This is a genomic window from Soonwooa purpurea (genome assembly GCF_053891095.1).
In genome coordinates this window covers 47,315-66,175 of record NZ_JBSSMA010000008.1, presented here as the reverse complement: position 1 = coordinate 66,175, position 18,861 = coordinate 47,315, and the positions used below count along the sequence as shown (strand labels likewise).

11 protein-coding genes and 1 tRNA gene are annotated in these 18,861 nt (G+C 36.8%); all 12 read right to left on the bottom strand.

The window, feature by feature from the left end; translation table 11 throughout:
- Positions 1-49: 49 nt before the first annotated feature.
- The 12 genes from rpoC to ACVFVN_RS08985 all read right to left on the bottom strand — a co-directional run bounded on the left by rpoC (position 50) and on the right by ACVFVN_RS08985 (position 18,850).
- Positions 50-4,315 (bottom strand): DNA-directed RNA polymerase subunit beta', encoded by a 4,266-nt coding sequence (gene rpoC, locus ACVFVN_RS09040; protein WP_165133571.1) that lies wholly within the window; start codon positions 4,313-4,315, stop codon positions 50-52.
- Between the two features lie 128 nt (positions 4,316-4,443).
- Entirely contained in the window at positions 4,444-8,271 is a 3,828-nt protein-coding gene (rpoB, locus tag ACVFVN_RS09035) for a DNA-directed RNA polymerase subunit beta (RefSeq protein WP_456234994.1), read from the bottom strand.
- Between the two features lie 494 nt (positions 8,272-8,765).
- On the bottom strand, positions 8,766-10,889 hold the full coding sequence (locus ACVFVN_RS09030; protein WP_456234993.1) for a Tex family protein: 2,124 nt from the start codon (positions 10,887-10,889) through the stop codon (positions 8,766-8,768).
- A 106-nt stretch (positions 10,890-10,995) separates the two neighbouring features.
- Positions 10,996-11,364: a 50S ribosomal protein L7/L12 gene (gene rplL, locus ACVFVN_RS09025; protein ID WP_079667294.1), complete on the bottom strand. Its 369-nt coding sequence runs from the start codon at positions 11,362-11,364 to the stop codon at positions 10,996-10,998.
- 48 nt (positions 11,365-11,412) lie between these two features.
- Positions 11,413-11,982, bottom strand: a complete 570-nt coding sequence (gene rplJ, locus ACVFVN_RS09020; protein WP_456234992.1) for a 50S ribosomal protein L10 — start codon at positions 11,980-11,982, stop codon at positions 11,413-11,415.
- A 13-nt stretch (positions 11,983-11,995) separates the two neighbouring features.
- Complete coding sequence (rplA, locus tag ACVFVN_RS09015; RefSeq protein ID WP_165133583.1) at positions 11,996-12,688, bottom strand: 50S ribosomal protein L1; 693 nt, start codon at positions 12,686-12,688, stop codon at positions 11,996-11,998.
- A 5-nt stretch (positions 12,689-12,693) separates the two neighbouring features.
- Positions 12,694-13,137, bottom strand: a complete 444-nt coding sequence (gene rplK, locus ACVFVN_RS09010; protein ID WP_165133586.1) for a 50S ribosomal protein L11 — start codon at positions 13,135-13,137, stop codon at positions 12,694-12,696.
- 338 nt (positions 13,138-13,475) lie between these two features.
- Positions 13,476-14,018, bottom strand: a complete 543-nt coding sequence (gene nusG / locus ACVFVN_RS09005; RefSeq protein ID WP_165133589.1) for a transcription termination/antitermination protein NusG — start codon at positions 14,016-14,018, stop codon at positions 13,476-13,478.
- Between the two features lie 10 nt (positions 14,019-14,028).
- Positions 14,029-14,235 (bottom strand): preprotein translocase subunit SecE, encoded by a 207-nt coding sequence (secE, locus tag ACVFVN_RS09000; RefSeq protein ID WP_165133592.1) that lies wholly within the window; start codon positions 14,233-14,235, stop codon positions 14,029-14,031.
- A gap of 16 nt (positions 14,236-14,251) precedes the next feature.
- A tRNA-Trp gene (locus tag ACVFVN_RS08995) sits at positions 14,252-14,322 on the bottom strand.
- 53 nt (positions 14,323-14,375) lie between these two features.
- The gene (gene tuf / locus ACVFVN_RS08990; RefSeq protein ID WP_165133595.1) at positions 14,376-15,563 is read right to left on the bottom strand and encodes an elongation factor Tu; all 1,188 of its coding nucleotides are present in this window, start codon (positions 15,561-15,563) and stop codon (positions 14,376-14,378) included.
- A 185-nt stretch (positions 15,564-15,748) separates the two neighbouring features.
- Positions 15,749-18,850 carry an efflux RND transporter permease subunit gene (locus ACVFVN_RS08985; RefSeq protein WP_456234991.1) on the bottom strand — a complete coding sequence of 1,034 codons (3,102 nt, stop codon included), beginning with the start codon at positions 18,848-18,850 and terminating at the stop codon, positions 15,749-15,751.
- Positions 18,851-18,861 lie beyond the last annotated feature (11 nt).

The window sequence follows — 18,861 nt, the reverse complement described above, 5'->3', positions numbered from 1 at the left end:
TGGTGAAAATAGGAAAATAATTTCGAATCTCAAATTTCAAATAGTGAATTTAGTTAATATCTTCGAATTCTTTGGTAGAACCTACGATAACATTTTGATACTCTTTAAGACCTGTACCAGCAGGGATTCTGTGACCAACGATAACGTTTTCTTTCAGACCGCCTAAGAAGTCTACTTTACCAGACACAGCTGCCTCGTTAAGTACCTTCGTCGTTTCCTGGAAGGATGCTGCAGACATGAAGGATTTCGTCTGTAAGGCTGCTCTTGTAATACCTTGTAATACTGGAGTTGCTGTTGCAGGAAGTGCTTCTCTAACTTGTACTAAAGCTAGGTCTTCACGCTTCAACTTAGAATTTTCGTCACGAAGTTCTCTTGCTGTAATCATCTGACCTGGTTTCAAGTCTTTAGAATCTCCAGCATCAACAACTACTTTAAGACCAAATACTCTGTTGTTTTCTTCTAAGAAGTCGTATTTGTGCTCAAGTGCAGCTTCTAGGAACTGTGTATCTCCACCATCTACGATTGATACTTTTGTCATCATCTGACGAACGATAATCTCGAAGTGTTTGTCATCGATTTTTACACCTTGTAAACGGTAAACTTCTTGGATCTCGTTTACTAAGTATTCTTGTACCGCAGTTGGTCCTTTGATGTGAAGGATATCGTCTGGTGTAACAGATCCGTCTGACAACGGTGATCCTGCCGTAACGAAGTCATTTTCCTGAACCAAAATTTGATTAGAAAGTTTCACCAAGTATTTCTTGATTTCACCAGTTTTGGCTTCTACAACCAATTCTCGGTTACCTCTCTTAATCTTACCGTAAGATACTACACCATCGATTTCTGTAACAACCGCTGGGTTGGATGGATTACGAGCTTCGAATAATTCGGTAACTCTTGGAAGACCTCCTGTGATATCCCCTGCTTTAGCAGATTTTCTTGGGATTTTAACCAAGACTTTACCAGACTTAATTTTTTCACCATCGTTAACCATAAGGTGGGCACCTACTGGAAGGTTATATGCTTTTTGCTCAACACCTTTGGAGTCTACCACTTTAAGCGTTGGTACTGCTTTTTTGTTTCTTGATTCAGAGATAACTTTTTCTTCGAAACCAGTTTGTTCATCGATTTCCAATTGGAAAGAAACCCCTTGGACAATATCTTCGTATTCTACTTTACCTGCTGTTTCTGCAATAATAACGGCGTTATATGGATCCCATTTAGCGATCAATGTACCTTTAGCAACTTTCTCGCCTGGTTTCACTGCAAGAGATGAACCGTAAGGAATGTTAGCTACCATGATTGGCGTACGCGCTTCATTATCCATTACCAAACGGAATTCTGTTGAACGTGATACAACGATGTTTGCTATATTTCCGTTTTCATCTTCCGATTGAATCGTTCTAACTTCGTCCATTTCAACAATACCGTCTCTCTTAGCTACGATAGATGGATTCTCTGAAATGTTACCTGCAGTACCCCCTTGGTGGAAAGTTCTTAGGGTTAACTGTGTACCAGGCTCACCAATAGATTGCGCCGCAATAACACCAACAGCTTCACCCATGTGAATCATCTTACCTGTTGCTAAGTTTCTACCGTAACATTTAGCACAGATACCTTTTTTGGCTTCACAAGTCAATGGAGAACGTACTTCTACAGACTCAATACCAGCAGTTTCGATAGCTTTTGCTAATGCTTCGTTAATCAACTCACCAGCTTCTGCGATAACTTCATCAGTCTCTGGATCATAAATATCATGAAGAGATACTCTACCTAAAATTCTTTCAGAAATCTTTTCAACAACTTCATCATTTTTCTTAAGTGGTGTAACTTCTGTACCTCTAAGTGTTCCACAATCTTCTTCTGTTACGATAACATCTTGTGCAACGTCTACCAAACGACGAGTTAAGTAACCCGCATCGGCCGTTTTAAGAGCGGTATCCGCAAGACCTTTACGAGCACCGTGGGTAGAGATAAAGTATTCCAAAATCGAAAGGCCTTCTTTAAAGTTCGCGATAATTGGGTTTTCAATAATCTCGGCACCAACAGAACCTGCTTTTTGTGGTTTTGCCATCAAACCTCTCATCCCTGATAGCTGACGAATCTGTTCTTTAGAACCCCTCGCACCAGAGTCAAGCATCATATATACAGAGTTGAAACCACCTTGGTCGGTTTTCATTCTGCTCATAATCATTTCTGTTAAAGACGCATTGGTATTTGTCCAAACGTCAATAACTTGGTTATAACGTTCTGTATCGGTAATAAGACCCATGTTATAGTTAGCCTTAATTTCGTCAACAGATTCGATAGCCGTAGCAATCATTGTTTTCTTCTCTTCAGGAACTACGATATCCCCTAATGAGAACGAAAGACCTCCTTTGAATGCGTTTGAATAACCTAAGTCTTTCATATCATCCAAGAACTTAACCGTCGTCGGGAAATCTGTATCTGCAAGGATTCTACCAATAACATTTCTAAGAGATTTCTTAGTCAACAATTCATCGATATAACCAACTTCTTTAGGAACAATTTGATTGAACAAAACTCTACCTACTGTTGTCGGGATAAGTTTTGTAACCAATTCTCCATTTTCTTTAATAGGAAGACGACATCTTACTTTAGCATTAAGAGAAACTTGTCCTTCTGCATAAGCGATTTCTACTTCTTCTGGAGAATAGAAAGCAAGACCTTCGCCTTTTACTTTCATGGTATCTGTAGAGTCTAATTGTTTTGTCATGAAGTAAAGACCCAAAACCATGTCCTGAGAAGGTACCGTAATTGGAGAACCATTCGCAGGGTTTAGGATGTTTTGAGAACCTAACATCAATAACTGAGCTTCCAAAATTGCTTCTGGACCTAAAGGTAAGTGTACCGCCATCTGGTCACCATCGAAATCGGCGTTGAATGCCGTTGTTACCAATGGGTGAAGTTGGATTGCTTTACCTTCGATCATCTTAGGCTGGAAAGCTTGGATACCCAAACGGTGAAGCGTAGGTGCACGGTTCAATAGAACAGGGTGACCTTTCATTACGTTTTCTAGGATATCATAAACTACAGGCTCTTTTCTATCGATGATTCTTTTAGCAGATTTTACAGTTTTTACAATACCTCTTTCAATTAGTTTTCTAATAATGAATGGTTTGTAAAGTTCTGCTGCCATATCTTTTGGAAGACCACACTCGTGTAACTGAAGGCTTGGACCTACAACAATTACCGAACGAGCTGAGTAGTCAACACGCTTACCTAATAAGTTTTGACGGAAACGACCTTGTTTACCTTTCAATGAATCTGAAAGCGATTTCAATGGTCTGTTAGATTCCGATTTAACAGCAGAAGATTTTCTTGTGTTATCGAATAATGAATCTACAGATTCTTGAAGCATACGCTTTTCGTTTCTCAAGATTACTTCAGGAGCTTTAATCTCCAATAATCTCTTAAGACGATTGTTTCTGATGATTACACGACGGTAAAGGTCATTCAAATCTGAAGTTGCAAAACGTCCACCATCCAACGGAACTAATGGTCTTAGTTCTGGTGGTATAACTGGAAGTACACGCATTACCATCCACTCTGGACGGTTGATCATTCTTGTATTAGCACCTCTAAGGGCTTCAACAACATTTAATCTTTTAAGAGCTTCGGTTCTTCTTTGTTTTGAACCTTCGTTGTGCGCTTTGTGACGAAGATCGAAAGACAATGCGTCAAGATCGATTCTTTTCAACAATTCTTCAACCGCTTCTGCACCCATTTTAGCAACAAATTTGTTAGGGTCAGAATCGTCAAGATATTGGTTCTCGATTGGAAGTGTTTCCAAAACATCTAGATATTCTTCTTCTGTTAGGAATTCTTTGTCGTCGAAGTCTGAACCGTCTGCTTTCTTCGCAATACCTTGTTGAATAACAACATATCTTTCATAATAGATAATCATATCTAATTTCTTAGACGGAATACCTAATAAATAACCTATTTTGTTCGGTAAAGAACGGAAATACCAAATATGAGCTACTGGAACAACTAATCCGATATGTCCGATACGCTCACGTCTTACTTTTTTCTCAGTAACTTCTACTCCACAACGGTCACAAACGATACCTTTATAACGGATACGTTTGTATTTTCCACAAGCACATTCGTAGTCTTTTACAGGTCCGAAGATTTTTTCACAAAACAAACCATCTCTTTCTGGCTTATGTGTTCTGTAGTTAATAGTTTCTGGTTTTAGAACTTCCCCTCTCGATTCTTGTAGAATAGATTCTGGTGAAGCTAAACCGATGGTGATTTTATTAAATCTACTTGATTTATTTTTATTTGACATTGTTTTTAAATTTGAGATTTGACATTTGAAATTTGAGATTAATACCTCATAAATTTTTGGTTTGAATTTTTTGTTTGAAATCTGCAAGCAGAATTTCAAATTTCAAATAAATTAATTTCAAATGGAACTTATTCCTCAAGTCTTACGTCTAATCCAAGACCTTGCAATTCGTGAAGTAATACGTTGAAAGATTCCGGAATACCTGGTTCTGGCATTGCTTCTCCTTTCGCGATTGCTTCATACGTTTTCGCTCTACCAATCACGTCATCCGACTTAACTGTCAAGATTTCTCTAAGGATATTAGATGCACCGAATGCTTCTAATGCCCAAACCTCCATCTCTCCGAAACGCTGACCACCGAATTGCGCTTTACCTCCTAATGGCTGTTGCGTAATTAGTGAGTATGGTCCGATAGAACGTGCGTGCATCTTGTCATCAACCATGTGTCCCAGCTTCAACATATAGATTACCCCAACTGTTGCAGGTTGTGTAAATCTATCACCTGTGCCACCATCATATAGGTAAGTATTACCATAAGCTGGAAGTCCTGCTTTTTCTGTGTACTCGGTAATCTGATCAAGCTCTGCACCATCGAAGATAGGCGTCGCGAATTTCAATCCTAACTTTTGACCGGCCCAACCTAATACAGTTTCATAGATCTGACCGATGTTCATACGAGAAGGTACCCCAAGTGGATTCAATACGATATCTACTGGTGTTCCGTCTTCTAAGAACGGCATATCTTCTTCACGAACGATTCTAGATACGATACCTTTGTTACCGTGACGTCCTGCCATCTTATCACCAACATTAAGTTTACGCTTTTTAGCGATGTAAACTTTAGCCAACTTCATGATACCTGCAGGAAGCTCGTCTCCGATAGAAAGTGCGAATTTTTCTCTGTTTTTCACACCTTGGATATCGTTATACTTAATTTTATAGTTGTGGATTAATTGTTTGATTAATTCATTTTTGTCAGCATCAACTGTCCAGTCAGAACCGCTAATGTTAACATAATCCTCAACACTTGTTAAAAGCTTCTGAGTGAATTTAACACCTTTACCGATGACTTCTTCTTCTAGGTCATTTTTAACACCTTGAGATGTTTTTCCTGATACTAAAATGTTAAGTTTTTCGATTAATGTATTTCTTAAATCATCGAATTTCGCTTTGTAAGTATTTTCGATTTCTTCAAGTTTAATTTTCTCTTCAGATCTTTTCTTTTTGTCTTTGATGTTTCTAGCGAACAACTTCTTGTTGATAACAACTCCTCTAAGAGAAGAATCTGCTTTAAGAGAAGCATCTTTAACATCACCAGCTTTATCACCGAAGATGGCACGAAGCAGTTTTTCTTCTGGTGTAGGATCCGACTCACCTTTTGGTGTAATCTTACCGATCAAAATGTCACCAGGCTTAACTTCTGCACCAATACGGATCATACCGTTTTCGTCAAGGTCTTTAGTAGCCTCTTCAGAAACGTTCGGGATATCTGCTGTCAGTTCTTCCATACCTAATTTGGTATCACGAACCTCAAGAGAATATTCATCAACGTGGATTGACGTAAACCAGTCCTCACGAACTACTTTTTCATTAATAACAATGGCATCCTCGAAGTTGTAACCTTTCCAAGGCATGAAGGCAACTACCAAGTTTCTACCAAGTGCTAATTCACCATTTTCTGTTGCGTAGCCTTCACAAAGAACTTGACCTTTCTCTACGACGTCACCGACTCTTACGATTGGCTTCAAAGTAATGGTTGTACTTTGGTTGGTTTTTCTAAACTTAGTTAATTTATATGATTTCGTTCCAGAATCGAAAGATACCAAATCTTGATCTTCGTTTCTGTCATATTTAATTGTAATCTTGTTAGCATCAACATACTCCACAACACCTGTACCTTCCGCATTGATTAAGATTCTAGAATCTCTAGCAACTTGCTTCTCTAGACCTGTACCCACGATTGGCGCTTGGGCTCTAAGAAGTGGAACAGCCTGACGCATCATGTTAGATCCCATCAGCGCACGGTTCGCATCATCATGTTCCAAGAATGGAATTAACGAAGCCGAAATACCAGAAATCTGGTTAGGTGCCACATCGATTAGATCAACTTGCTGAGGCTCAACAACTGGATAGTCACCATCTAGACGAGCAATAACTCTTTCTGTAGCGATAGCACCATCCTCCTTCATATCTACGTTAGCCTGCGCAATTACTTTATCTTCTTCATCTTCAGCATTAAGATAAATTGGAGCGCTATCAAGATCCACTTTTCCGTTTTCTACTTTACGATAAGGGGTTTCTATGAAACCTAATTGGTTAATTTTCGCATAAATCCCTAATGAAGAGATCAAACCAATGTTTGGTCCTTCTGGCGTTTCGATAGGACAAATACGACCATAGTGCGTATGGTGAACGTCACGAACCTCGAAACCGGCTCTTTCTCTTGATAAACCACCAGGCCCTAGTGCAGAAAGTCTACGCTTGTGCGTGATTTCTGAAAGTGGGTTAGTTTGGTCCATGAACTGAGAAAGCTGGTTGGTACCAAAGAATGAATTGATAACTGATGTCAATGTTTTAGCATTAACAAGGTCAAGCGGTGTAAAGATTTCATTATCACGAACGTTCATTCTTTCTTTAATTGTTCTTGCAATTCTTGAAAGACCAACACCGAATTGTCCTGACAATTGCTCACCAACAGTTTTAATTCTTCTGTTAGATAAGTGATCAATATCATCAACTTCTGCTTTTGAGTTAACCAACTCGATCAAGTGTTTAACAATAGAGATGATATCTTCTTTTGTTAAAACCTGAATATCTTCAGCAATATTAAGTCCTAATTTTTTGTTCAATCTGTAACGACCAACTTCACCTAGAGAATAACGTTGCTCTGAGAAGAATAATTTTTCAATAATTCCTCTTGCTGTTTCCTCATCTGGTGCATCTGCATTACGAAGTTGACGGTAGATATATTCAACCGCTTCTTTCTCTGAGTTAGTTGGGTCTTTTTGTAATGTATTTTGGATGATTGAGAATTCGTTAGAATTTTCGTTGTGGATTAAGATGGTCTTAACGCCAGATTCCAAAATAATATCAAGATGTTCTTTTTCTAGAACAGTCTCACGGTCTAAGATAATTTCATTTCTTTCGATAGAAACAACCTCACCTGTATCTTCGTCTACGAAATCCTCGAACCAAGTGTTCAAAACTCTCGCTGCCAAAGTTCTACCTTGTACTTTTTTAAGGTTTGCTTTGTTAACTTTAACCTCTTCTGCCAAATCGAAAATCTGAAGAATTTCTTTATCAGATTCGTAACCAATAGCTCTTAGTAAAGTTGTTAAAGGTAACTTTTTCTTACGGTCGATATACGCATACATTACGCTGTTGATATCGGTTGTAAACTCCATCCAAGATCCTTTGAAAGGGATAATTCTTGAATAATACAACTTCGTACCGTTCGCGTGGTAAGTTTGACCAAAGAATACACCTGGAGATCTGTGCAATTGCGTTACAATAACACGCTCAGCACCATTAATAATGAAAGATCCTGAAGGCGTCATATAAGGCACTGGTCCTAGATAAACGTCTTGTACAACCGTTTGGAAATCCTCGTGTTCTGGATCTGTACAATACAATTTCAATCTAGCTTTTAACGGAACGCTATACGTCAAACCTCTCTCAACGCACTCGTCGATAGAATAACGTGGAGAATCCACTAAATAGTCTAAGAACTCTAAAACGAATTGGTTTCTAGAGTCTGTAATTGGGAAATTTTCCTGGAACGTACCATAAAGTGATTCATTAAGACGTTGTTCAGGAAGCGTGTCTAGCTGGAAAAAATCCTTGAAAGACTGGATTTGGATATCCAAAAAGTCAGGCGTAACAATCTTACCTTTCGCTAAAGAAAAGTTGATTCTTTCGGTCCCTTTAATTTTTGAATTTGCCTGTGTTTTACTCATAAAATTACAAGAAAAAGTGGTTAAAAAATATTTTGTTTATCTCAAAAATATTGGAAATGAGAAGTTAAGAACAAGAAGAAAAAGAAAAAGACTCATGATTTTGGGCTATCAGAATTGGTCTAATTTCTAATTTCTAATTTCTAATTTCAAATCCTTAAGCAACGCTGGTATATCTTTTCACAGCGTAATGCAAAATATTCTTTTCTAATTAAATTTTGGGAACTAAATAAAAACTTATAAAAACGACAAAATCCCTTGTAACCGAAGACACAAGAGTTTTACAAAAAATTGTCACTAAATAAATTTATTTTTTAAGCCCAAAATGAGGTGCAAAGATACATCTTTTTGAATTGAATTGCAAGGACTTAATAGATTTAACTTTTTATTATATATGATACAAAATAAAAAATCATTCAAATATACTTTTAATAATGAAACATCCAAAGATATTTTATAAACAATAAACATTAATGTTTTAAATAACTCTTAAAATATTATAAAATCATGCTCAGCTGAATTCTTTTTCGTTGTTCATCTATTTCTACCACTTTTACCTGAACGTGTTGATGCAACTTCACCACTTCATTAACATCCGAAACGAAACCTTCTTTGAGTTGAGAAATATGAACCAGTCCACTTTCTTTAATTCCGATATCCACGAAACACCCGAAAGCCGTGATATTATTGACTATTCCAGGAAGAATCATTCCGATTTTCACATCGCTTAATTTTCGGATATTGCTATCAAATTCAAAAACTTTTGCTGCTTTTCTAGGGTCTAAACCTGGCTTTTCTAATTCTTTTAAAATATCCTGAATCACCAAAACACCCACATTTTCGGAAATATATTTTTCAGGTTGAATTTGAGCAATTTTGTCTTTATTGGAAATTAAATCTTCCAAAGGAATTTTTAAATCTTTAGCCATTTTTTCCACAACAGAATAGGCTTCAGGATGAACCGAAGAATTATCCAAAGGATTTTTAGCATCGCGAATTCTTAAAAAACCAGCCGCTTGCTGAAAGGCTTTTTCTCCTAAACGAGGAACTTTCTTCAAATCTTTCCTTGATGTAAATGCTCCATTTTCGCTTCTAAAATTCACGATGTTTTCAGCCATTTTTTCACCAATTCCAGAAACATAACTTAACAGTGATTTACTTGCCGTATTTAAGTTTACCCCAACAGAATTCACGCATTTCGTAACCGTAGAATCTAATTCTTCTTTCAATAAACTTTGATCCACATCATGCTGATATTGCCCTACTCCAATAGATTTAGCATCAATTTTCACCAATTCGGCCAATGGATCCGACAGTCTTCTCCCAATAGAAACTGCACCACGAACCGTAACATCGTAATTCGGGAACTCATCACGAGCAATTTTAGACGCAGAATACACCGATGCCCCAGCCTCAGAAACCACAAAAACCTGAATCGGTTTATCAAAAGCAATTTTCTTGATGAAAAATTCTGTTTCGCGGGAAGCCGTTCCGTTTCCGATAGAAATCGCTTCAATATTATAAGCATTTACCATGGAACGAATTTTTTTCATCGCCATTCCAGACTCGTTTTGCGGCGCATGAGGATAAATATTTTCATTGTGCAATAAATCTCCTTTTTCGTCCAAACAAACCACTTTACAACCCGTTTTAAAACCTGGATCGATGGCTAAAATTCGTTTTTCCCCGAGCGGAGAAGCCAAAAGAAGCTGTTTAAGATTTTCAGAAAAAACATCAATGGCTTTAATGTCGGCTTTGAGTTTAGCCTCCTGTAAAACTTCATTAGATAATGCAGGTTCTAAAAGTCTTTTGAATGAATCCTTGGCAGCAACTTGAATTTGCTCAGAACACTCGTTTTTTGATTTTATAACAGATTTTTCGATAATATTTTGAGCTTCCTCTTTATCGATTTCAATTTTCACTTTTACAAACCCTTCTGTTTCCGCTCTTAACATCGCTAACAAACGGTGAGAAGGAATTTTGAACAAACTTTCTTCCCAATCAAAATACTGATTGAATTTTTGTGCCGACTCCTCTTCTTTTTTTGCTTTCACCACTTTTGAAGTTATCACAGATTTGCGTTGGAAAAGATTTCGAAGCTGTTTCCTGATGTACAAATGCTCGTTCAACCATTCTGCAATAATATCTCGAGCGCCTTGCAAAGCTTCTTCTTCAGAGAAAATTTCAGAATTAATATATTTTGAAGCAATAGATTCAATATTGTTGGCATTTTGAGCGATAATAATTTTCGCCAAGGGTTCTAAGCCTTTTTTTCTCGCCACATCAGCTTTTGTACTTTTCTTCTTTTTGAACGGCAAATACAAATCTTCCAAATACTGCAAATCAAAAGAATTTTCAATTATTTCTTTCAAATCTGGAGTCAAAGCATTTTGTTCTTCAATAGATTTTAAAATACTTTCTTTTCTTTTGACCAATTCATCAAACTGCTTTGAGGTTTTAGCAATTTGCTCAATTTGAACTTCATCCAAATTTCCTGTTTTATCCTTACGATATCGCGCAATAAATGGAATGGTACAATCCTCGGAAAGCAATTGCAAAGTGGACTGAATATTTTTTTCTGAAATCTGTGAAAGTTGATGAATGTATTGCTGTTTTGTCATTTTGAAATCTAAAGAAATGCGAAGATAAAGAAATGTTATCGGAAAAATGCACAAAAAAAATCCCGACCAAAAGCTCGGGATTCATATTATTTAGTGTAAACCAGAATTATTTCAATTCTACTTCAGCACCAGCTTCTTCAAGTTGCTTCTTAAGAGCTTCAGCTTCGTCTTTAGAAACACCTTCTTTGATTGGAGAAGGAGCACCATCTACGATGTCTTTAGCTTCTTTAAGACCAGCCCCAGTTAAATCTTTTACTAATTTAACAACTGCTAATTTAGAAGCACCAGCTGATTTCAAGATTACGTCGAATTCAGTTTTTTCTTCTGCAGCATCACCAGCACCACCAGCAGCTACAACAACTGCAGCAGCAGCAGGCTCGATACCGTACTCATCTTTAAGGATAGTTGCTAATTCGTTTACGTCTTTTACTGTAAGGTTAACAAGCGTTTCCGCTAAATTTTTTAAATCTGACATTGTATTAATGTTTTTTTTGTTGAACTTTATTGATTGTTTTGAGTTTAATTATTCTGCGCTAGCTTCTGGCGTTTCAGTAGCTGGAGCTTCTTCTGCTTTTACTTCTTCTACTGCAGGAGTCGCTTCTTCTGTAGCAGCTTCTGCTTTGTTTTGTAATGCAGAAACCAATCTTTGGATTGGAGATTGAAGTAATCCAATGATTTCTCCAATCATCTCCTCCTTAGACTTGATGTTAGCAAGAGCATCTAGGTTGTTATCACCAACATAGATTGTTTCTTGTAGGAATGCAGATTTAAGAGCTGGTTTTTCAGCTTTTTTTCTGAATCCTTGAATTAATTTTGCAGGAGCGTTAGCCGTCTCAGAGATCATTACTACTGAGTTACCAACAAAAGTTGGGAACATTTCAGAATAATCTACTCCTTCAATCTGCTCCATAGCTTTTTGTAAAAGTGTATTTTTAACAACTTTTACTTTGATATTTTGCTTGAAAGCCTGTCTTCTGAAATCTGAAGCCTGACCAGCATTTAATCCTTCTAGATCTGCTACGTAAACTACTTTTGCATCTTGTAACAAATCCTTAATTTCCTGTATTACTAATACTTTTTCTTCTTTTGTCATTGTCTTTCAGATTTTAGTTAACAGATTTAGTATCAATGGCAATACCAGGACTCATTGTAGAAGAAAGGTAGATAGACTTAACATAAGTACCTTTAGCCGCAGTTGGCTTTAACTTCATAAGAGTTTGGATTAATTCCTGTGCGTTTTCTTTGATTTTAGCAGCATCGAAAGACACTTTACCAATTGCAGCGTGGATAATACCATATTTATCAACTTTGAAGTCAATTTTACCAGCTTTTACTTCCGCAACCGCTTTACCAACTTCCATAGTAACAGTACCAGATTTAGGGTTTGGCATAAGACCTCTTGGTCCTAATACACGCCCTAATGGACCTAATTTACCCATAACTGCTGGCATCGTAACGATAACGTCAACATCTGTCCAACCATCTTTTATCTTTTGTAAATATTCGTCAAGACCTACGTAGTCTGCACCAGCTTCTTTAGCTTCTGCTTCTTTATCTGGAGTAACAAGCGCAAGAACTTTAACATCCTTACCTGTACCATGAGGAAGAGATACAACTCCTCTTACCATTTGGTTAGCTTTTCTTGGATCAACGCCTAATCTTACAGCGATATCTACAGAAGCATCAAACTTTGCAGTGTTTACTTCTTTTACTAAAGCAGAACCTTCTTCTAAAGAATAAATTTTATTCTTTTCTACTTTTGCTAAAGCTTCTTTTTGCTTTTTTGTTAATGTTGCCATAATTCTTACGCGTTTGTTGGTTTAGTTCCTGTTACTTTCAATCCCATAGATCTTGCAGTACCTGCAACCATACTTAAAGCTGAATCCATAGTAAAGCAGTTAAGGTCTGCCATTTTATCTTCAGCGATTTTTTTAACTTGATCCCAAGATACAGATCCTACTTTGTTTCTGTTTGGTTCTCCAGAACCTTTTTTTACCTTAGATGCTTCCATCAACTGAATAGCTGCTGGAGGTGTTTTGATTACGAATTCGAAAGATTTGTCTTCGTAAACTGTAATCACAACTGGTAAAACTTGTCCTGGCTTGTCCTGCGTTCTTCCGTTAAATTGTTTACAAAACTCCATGATGTTCACCCCTGCAGAACCCAAAGCTGGACCTACTGGTGGAGAAGGGTTAGCAGCGCCACCTTTCACCTGAAGTTTAACCATTTTAAAGACTTTTTTAGCCATTTTAAATTTGTTTTTTTTGTTGAATAATTAATGAATTTGGAAGCATTATTTATTCATACCACCTATCATCTCACATAACAAGATGGTATTTTGGTTTGCAAAATTATAAAATATTTTTGAATCTACAAATAACAACCTATTAAAAATCAATAAGTTTTTACTGTTAATTAAAAAACACCTATTTTACATGGGTTTAATCTCAATCAAATATTTAAGTATTAAAACCAAGCTTATATTAATATGAAATAGAACTTTAGTTTTTATTAAATCGAATACTAAAAACTAAAGCATAAAAAAACCACTCTAAAAAGGTGGTTTAACTATAAAGAGTATTTTTCTTATACTTTTTCAACTTGCATGAAGTTAAGTTCCATTGGTGTTTTTCGACCAAATATCATAACTGACACTTCAAGTTTTTTCTTGTCTTCAAGAATTTTTTCTATTGTTCCATTGAAACCATTGAATGGTCCATCAATAACTTTTACGCTTTCTCCAACTACAAAAGGAATTTCAACATCTGTAGCAAATTCTGACAATTCATCCATTTTACCTAGCATTCTGTTAACTTCAGATTTACGCATTGGCACTGGATCACCGCCTTTTGTCAAACTTAAGAACGATATAACCCCTGGGATATTTTTAATAATGTGTGGAACTTCACCGATAAGATTAGCTTCCACCATTAGATATCCAGGATAGTAAGGTCTTTCTTTCGGAACTTTCTTACCGTTTCTTATCTGGATTACTTTTTCCATAGGGATAACTACTTGCGTCACATAAGACTCCATATTAAGGCGTCTCATTTCGTTTTCAATGTAGTTTTTAACTTTGTTTTCCTGCCCACTGATCGCCTTTAGCACGTACCATTTCAACTCACTCATTGCAGAAAATTTAGTTAAACATATTAATTAAAGAAGACACAAAATTCTTAATTGTAACACTAAACAAAGAGTCAACACCGAATGTAAACAAAGATAAAATAACTGTTGCAATAGCAACAACAATCGTAGAAGATTGCAAGTCTGGCCACTTTGGCCATTCAACTTTATCTTTAAATTCTGTGTAAGAACCTTTTAAAAAACTGATTAGTGAACTCATAAAATTTTCTTATTAGCACGGGCACAAGGATTCGAACCCTGATCAACGGTTTTGGAGACCGGTATCCTACCATTGGACGATGCCCGTAGATTAAAAAGTTCCGTAAGCTTCCTTACGGAACTTTTATATATTTTTCGATATTAGTCGATAATTTCAGTTACCTGCCCAGCACCTACTGTTCTACCACCTTCTCTAATCGCAAATCTAAGACCTACGTTAAGAGCGATTGGTTGTAACAATTCTACTGTAATTGTCAAGTTATCACCTGGCATTACCATTTCTACACCTTCTGGCAAGAAGATCTCACCTGTAACGTCTGTTGTTCTTACATAGAACTGAGGACGGTATTTATTATGGAATGGCGTGTGACGACCACCTTCTTCTTTAGAAAGGATATAAACCTCTGCTTTGAATTTTTTGTGTGGTGTTACTGAATCTTTCTTAGCGATTACCATACCTCTCTTGATGTCAGTTTTTTCAATACCTCTCAACAATAGACCTACGTTATCACCAGCTTCACCTCTGTCTAGGATTTTTCTGAACATCTCAACCCCTGTAATTGTAGAAGTTAATTTTTCGTCACCCATACCTACGATATCAACTGGATCACCAGTGTTGATAACACCTGATTCAATTCTACCTGTAGCTACAGTACCACGACCTGTAATTGAGAACACATCTTCGATTGGCATCAAGAATGGTTTATCTTGATCTCTTACTGGTTGCTCGATCCAAGTATCAACAGCAGCCATTAATTCTTCAACAGTTGCAACCCATTTTGGTTCACCGTTAAGTGCACCTAGAGCAGAACCTTGGATAACTGGAGAGTTATCACCATCATATTCGTAAGAAGACAATAAGTCTCTTAATTCTAATTCAACAAGCTCTAAAAGCTCAGCATCGTCAACCATGTCAACTTTGTTCATGAATACAACGATTCTAGGAACGTTTACCTGACGACAAAGTAGGATATGCTCTCTTGTTTGAGGCATAGGACCATCTGTTGCAGCACACACCAAGATAGCACCATCCATTTGAGCAGCACCAGTTACCATGTTCTTAACATAATCGGCGTGACCTGGACAGTCTACGTGAGCGTAGTGACGGTTTTCAGTTTCGTATTCGATGTGTGAAGTATTAATAGTAATACCTCTTTCTTTTTCTTCTGGTGCAGAGTCAATCGCAGAGAAATCTCTTTTCTCAGCAAGACCTTTATCAGATAATACTTTACTGATCGCAGCAGTTAAAGTAGTTTTACCATGGTCAACGTGACCAATAGTACCAATGTTCAAGTGTGGTTTGTTACGATTAAACGTTTCCTTTGCCATGACTTTAATATTTAATTATTTACAATTCAATTTTTAGGTGTGCAAATATAGCAATTTTTTCAATACCAAAATATTTTTTGATATTTTTTTAAAAAAATCCCTCAATATTTTTTCCTATTCATTTTTCAGATGCAAATTTACAAAAAAATTCCATTTTCAAAAACTTATTATTAATTACTTCAAAATTAATTAAAAGACGTTGTTTTTGGACTTTTATAAAACAACCAAAATATAATTGGAAATACCAATAATGTTAAAAGTGTTGCGGTAATTAATCCTCCTATAATTACTATGGCCAAGGGTTTCTGAGATTCTGAACCAATACCTGTGGAAAGTGCTGCTGGCATTAATCCTATGGAAGCCATCAAGGCTGTCATAATTACAGGTCGGGTTCTCACTTTAACTCCTTCATAAATAGAATTGTCTAAAGGCAAGCCTTTTTTAATGTTTTGATGAAATTCTGTGATAAGGATTACGCCATTCTGAATACAAATCCCCATTAAGGCGATTACCCCTACTCCTGCCGAAATACCAAAATTCGTTCTTGTGACATGCAAGGCTATGATTGCGCCGATAAGTGCAAACGGAACATTTGCAAGAACTAGCAGAGCGTCTTTCATATTACCAAAAAGGATGAATAGTAAAAAGAAAATCATTAAAACGCTGATGGGAACAACCTGTACTAAACGATGAGTGGCTCTTTCTTGATTTTCGAACTGCCCTGTCCAGCCCACGGAATATCCATCTGGCATTTTCATTTTTGCGACTTGTTTTTGAGCATCGGCAATTGTACTTCCTAAATCTCGATCTCTAACGGAAAACTTAATACCTATATATCGTTTTATATCGTCTCTGTAAATAAAGGCAGCACCATTATCTTTTACAATATTCGAAATTTCTTTAAGCGGAATTTTCGTTCCGTCTTCTGTAGGAACCATTAAAGCGGCAATATCGTTTTCGTCTTTTCTATACTCTTGAGCATATCTTAAACGAATAGGGAATTTTCTTTCACCGTCATACATTTCTGAAGCCGTTTTTCCTCCGAAAGCCATTTCTAAAACAGCTTGTGCATCTACGGGCATTACGCCGTAAGCTGCCATTTTATCTCGATCCAAAACTACGCTTACTTCTGGTTGACCAATATTTTTAATAATTCCGGCATCTTTTACTCCTTCTACATTTTTAATATTGGTTATTACTTTTTCTGCCAACTCATCTAGCGTTTGTAGATTATCTCCGTAGATTTTTATTCCGTTTTCTGCTTTAAAACCTGCCACAGCTTCGGCAACGTTATCGGAAATAGGTTGAGAATAATTGAACGTTATCCCCTGATAGTTTCTTAGTTTTTTGTCTATTTCCTCGATGAGTTCATCATAAGTTATCTTCCTTTTCCATTCATCGTGAGGTTGTAAAGCAACAGCAAATTGCACGAAACCAAAACCGTTGGGATCTGTACCATCATTACTTCTACCCGTTTGGGCAAGAACTCCCGTAACTTCGGGGAAGCTCATAATTTCCTTTTTAAGTTCATCAGCCATTTTCAAAGATTCTTTTAAAGAAGTGCTCATCGGCATTTCGGCGGTTACCCAAAGTGAACCTTCATTAAGCTGTGGTAAAAATTCTGTCCCCAAAAATTTACCCGAAAACAAGCTTAGACCTAAAGTGGAAATCGCTATAATTAAACTCGTTCTTTTATTCTTGAAGGCACTATTGAAACCTTTTAAAACAACTCTGTCCCAAAAATTCACAAAAACGTTATGTTTTTCTTTTACATTTTTATTCAATAACAAATGTGCGAGAACAGGAACTAAAGTAAGTGTGAAAATAAGAGCACCCAACAATGCAAAGCCCAATGTAAACGCTAATGGCGAAAACATTTTACCTTCAACCTTTTGAAAAGAGAAGATGGGAATCAGGGAAGTAATGATAATAAGTTTTGAAAAGAAAATTGATTTTCCTAATCCTGTACTGGTTTGCTTAATCCAACCGCCTTTGGCCATTTTGTTGAAGCGTTCCATACCATATTTTTTGGCTTTATGGTCCAGCATCACAAAAATACCTTCTACCATAACCACGGCACCATCGATGATAATTCCGAAATCTACAGCGCCCAAAGATAGTAAGTTAGCACTCATCCCCGCAAGCTTCAAACACAAAAATGCAAAAAGAAGTGACAGTGGAATAACGATGGACACCGTAACTGTAGTACGCCAATCTGCCATAAAAATAAGAACGATAAGGGTTACAAGAACGATACCTTCTATTAGATTGTGCATCACTGTATGCGTTGTGAAATCCATTAAGGTATCTCTGTCATAGAAAGTCACCATCTTAACACCTTTTGGAAGTATTTTTTCGTTTAGTTCTTTAATTTTTGTTTTTACACCTACAAGAACTTCTCTGGGATTTTCTCCTTTTCTCATCACGACAATACCTTCCACAACATCGGGTTGATTATTTAATGAAGCCTGGCCTACTCTAGGCATTGCGCTTTCTATAACATCTGCAACATTTTTTACGAGAATAGGGTTTCCGTTATCATTTTCTATCGTAATATTACCGATGTCGCTTATCGATTTTAATAAACCAATTCCGCGAACAACATAGGCTTGTCCGTTTTTTTCGATAACATCTCCACCAACATTGAGGTTACTTTTTGTAACCGCATCATACACTTGTAGTGGCGTAAGGTTGTATTTATCTAATCTTCGCGGGTCTATACTCAACTCGAAAATACGATCTTGTCCACCAAAAACATTAATATCTGCCACACCAGGAACGCCACGCAAAGCTCGATCAACTATCCAATTCTGAATCGTTAATAGCTCTCTAGAATCTTTAGTTTTACTTTCTAAAGTATATCTAAAAATCTCGCCTGTTGGACCATAAGGTGGTTGAACTTCTGGTTCTGCACCATCAGGTAAATTGACAGTTCGAAGTTGGTTATTGACTTGATTTCTTGCGAAAGTATCTTCTACACCATCATCGAACAATATTTTCACGATTGAAAGTCCGAACATTGTGGTGCTTCGAACACTTGTTTTCTTCTGAACGGGACTCATCGCAAGTTCTATGGGTGTTGTTACAAAACGTTCAACTTCCTCTGCACTTCTGCCATTCCATTGGGTGATAATGACAATTTGAGTATTGGTAACATCTGGAAATGCCTCAATGGGCATGTTTTTAAAACTTATGAATCCTGCAACAGCTAACAAACCCACCCAAATAAAGGTGAAGACTTTATTCTTGAGCGAAAATGCAATAATATTTTTAATAAACTTATTCATGTCTTATTACT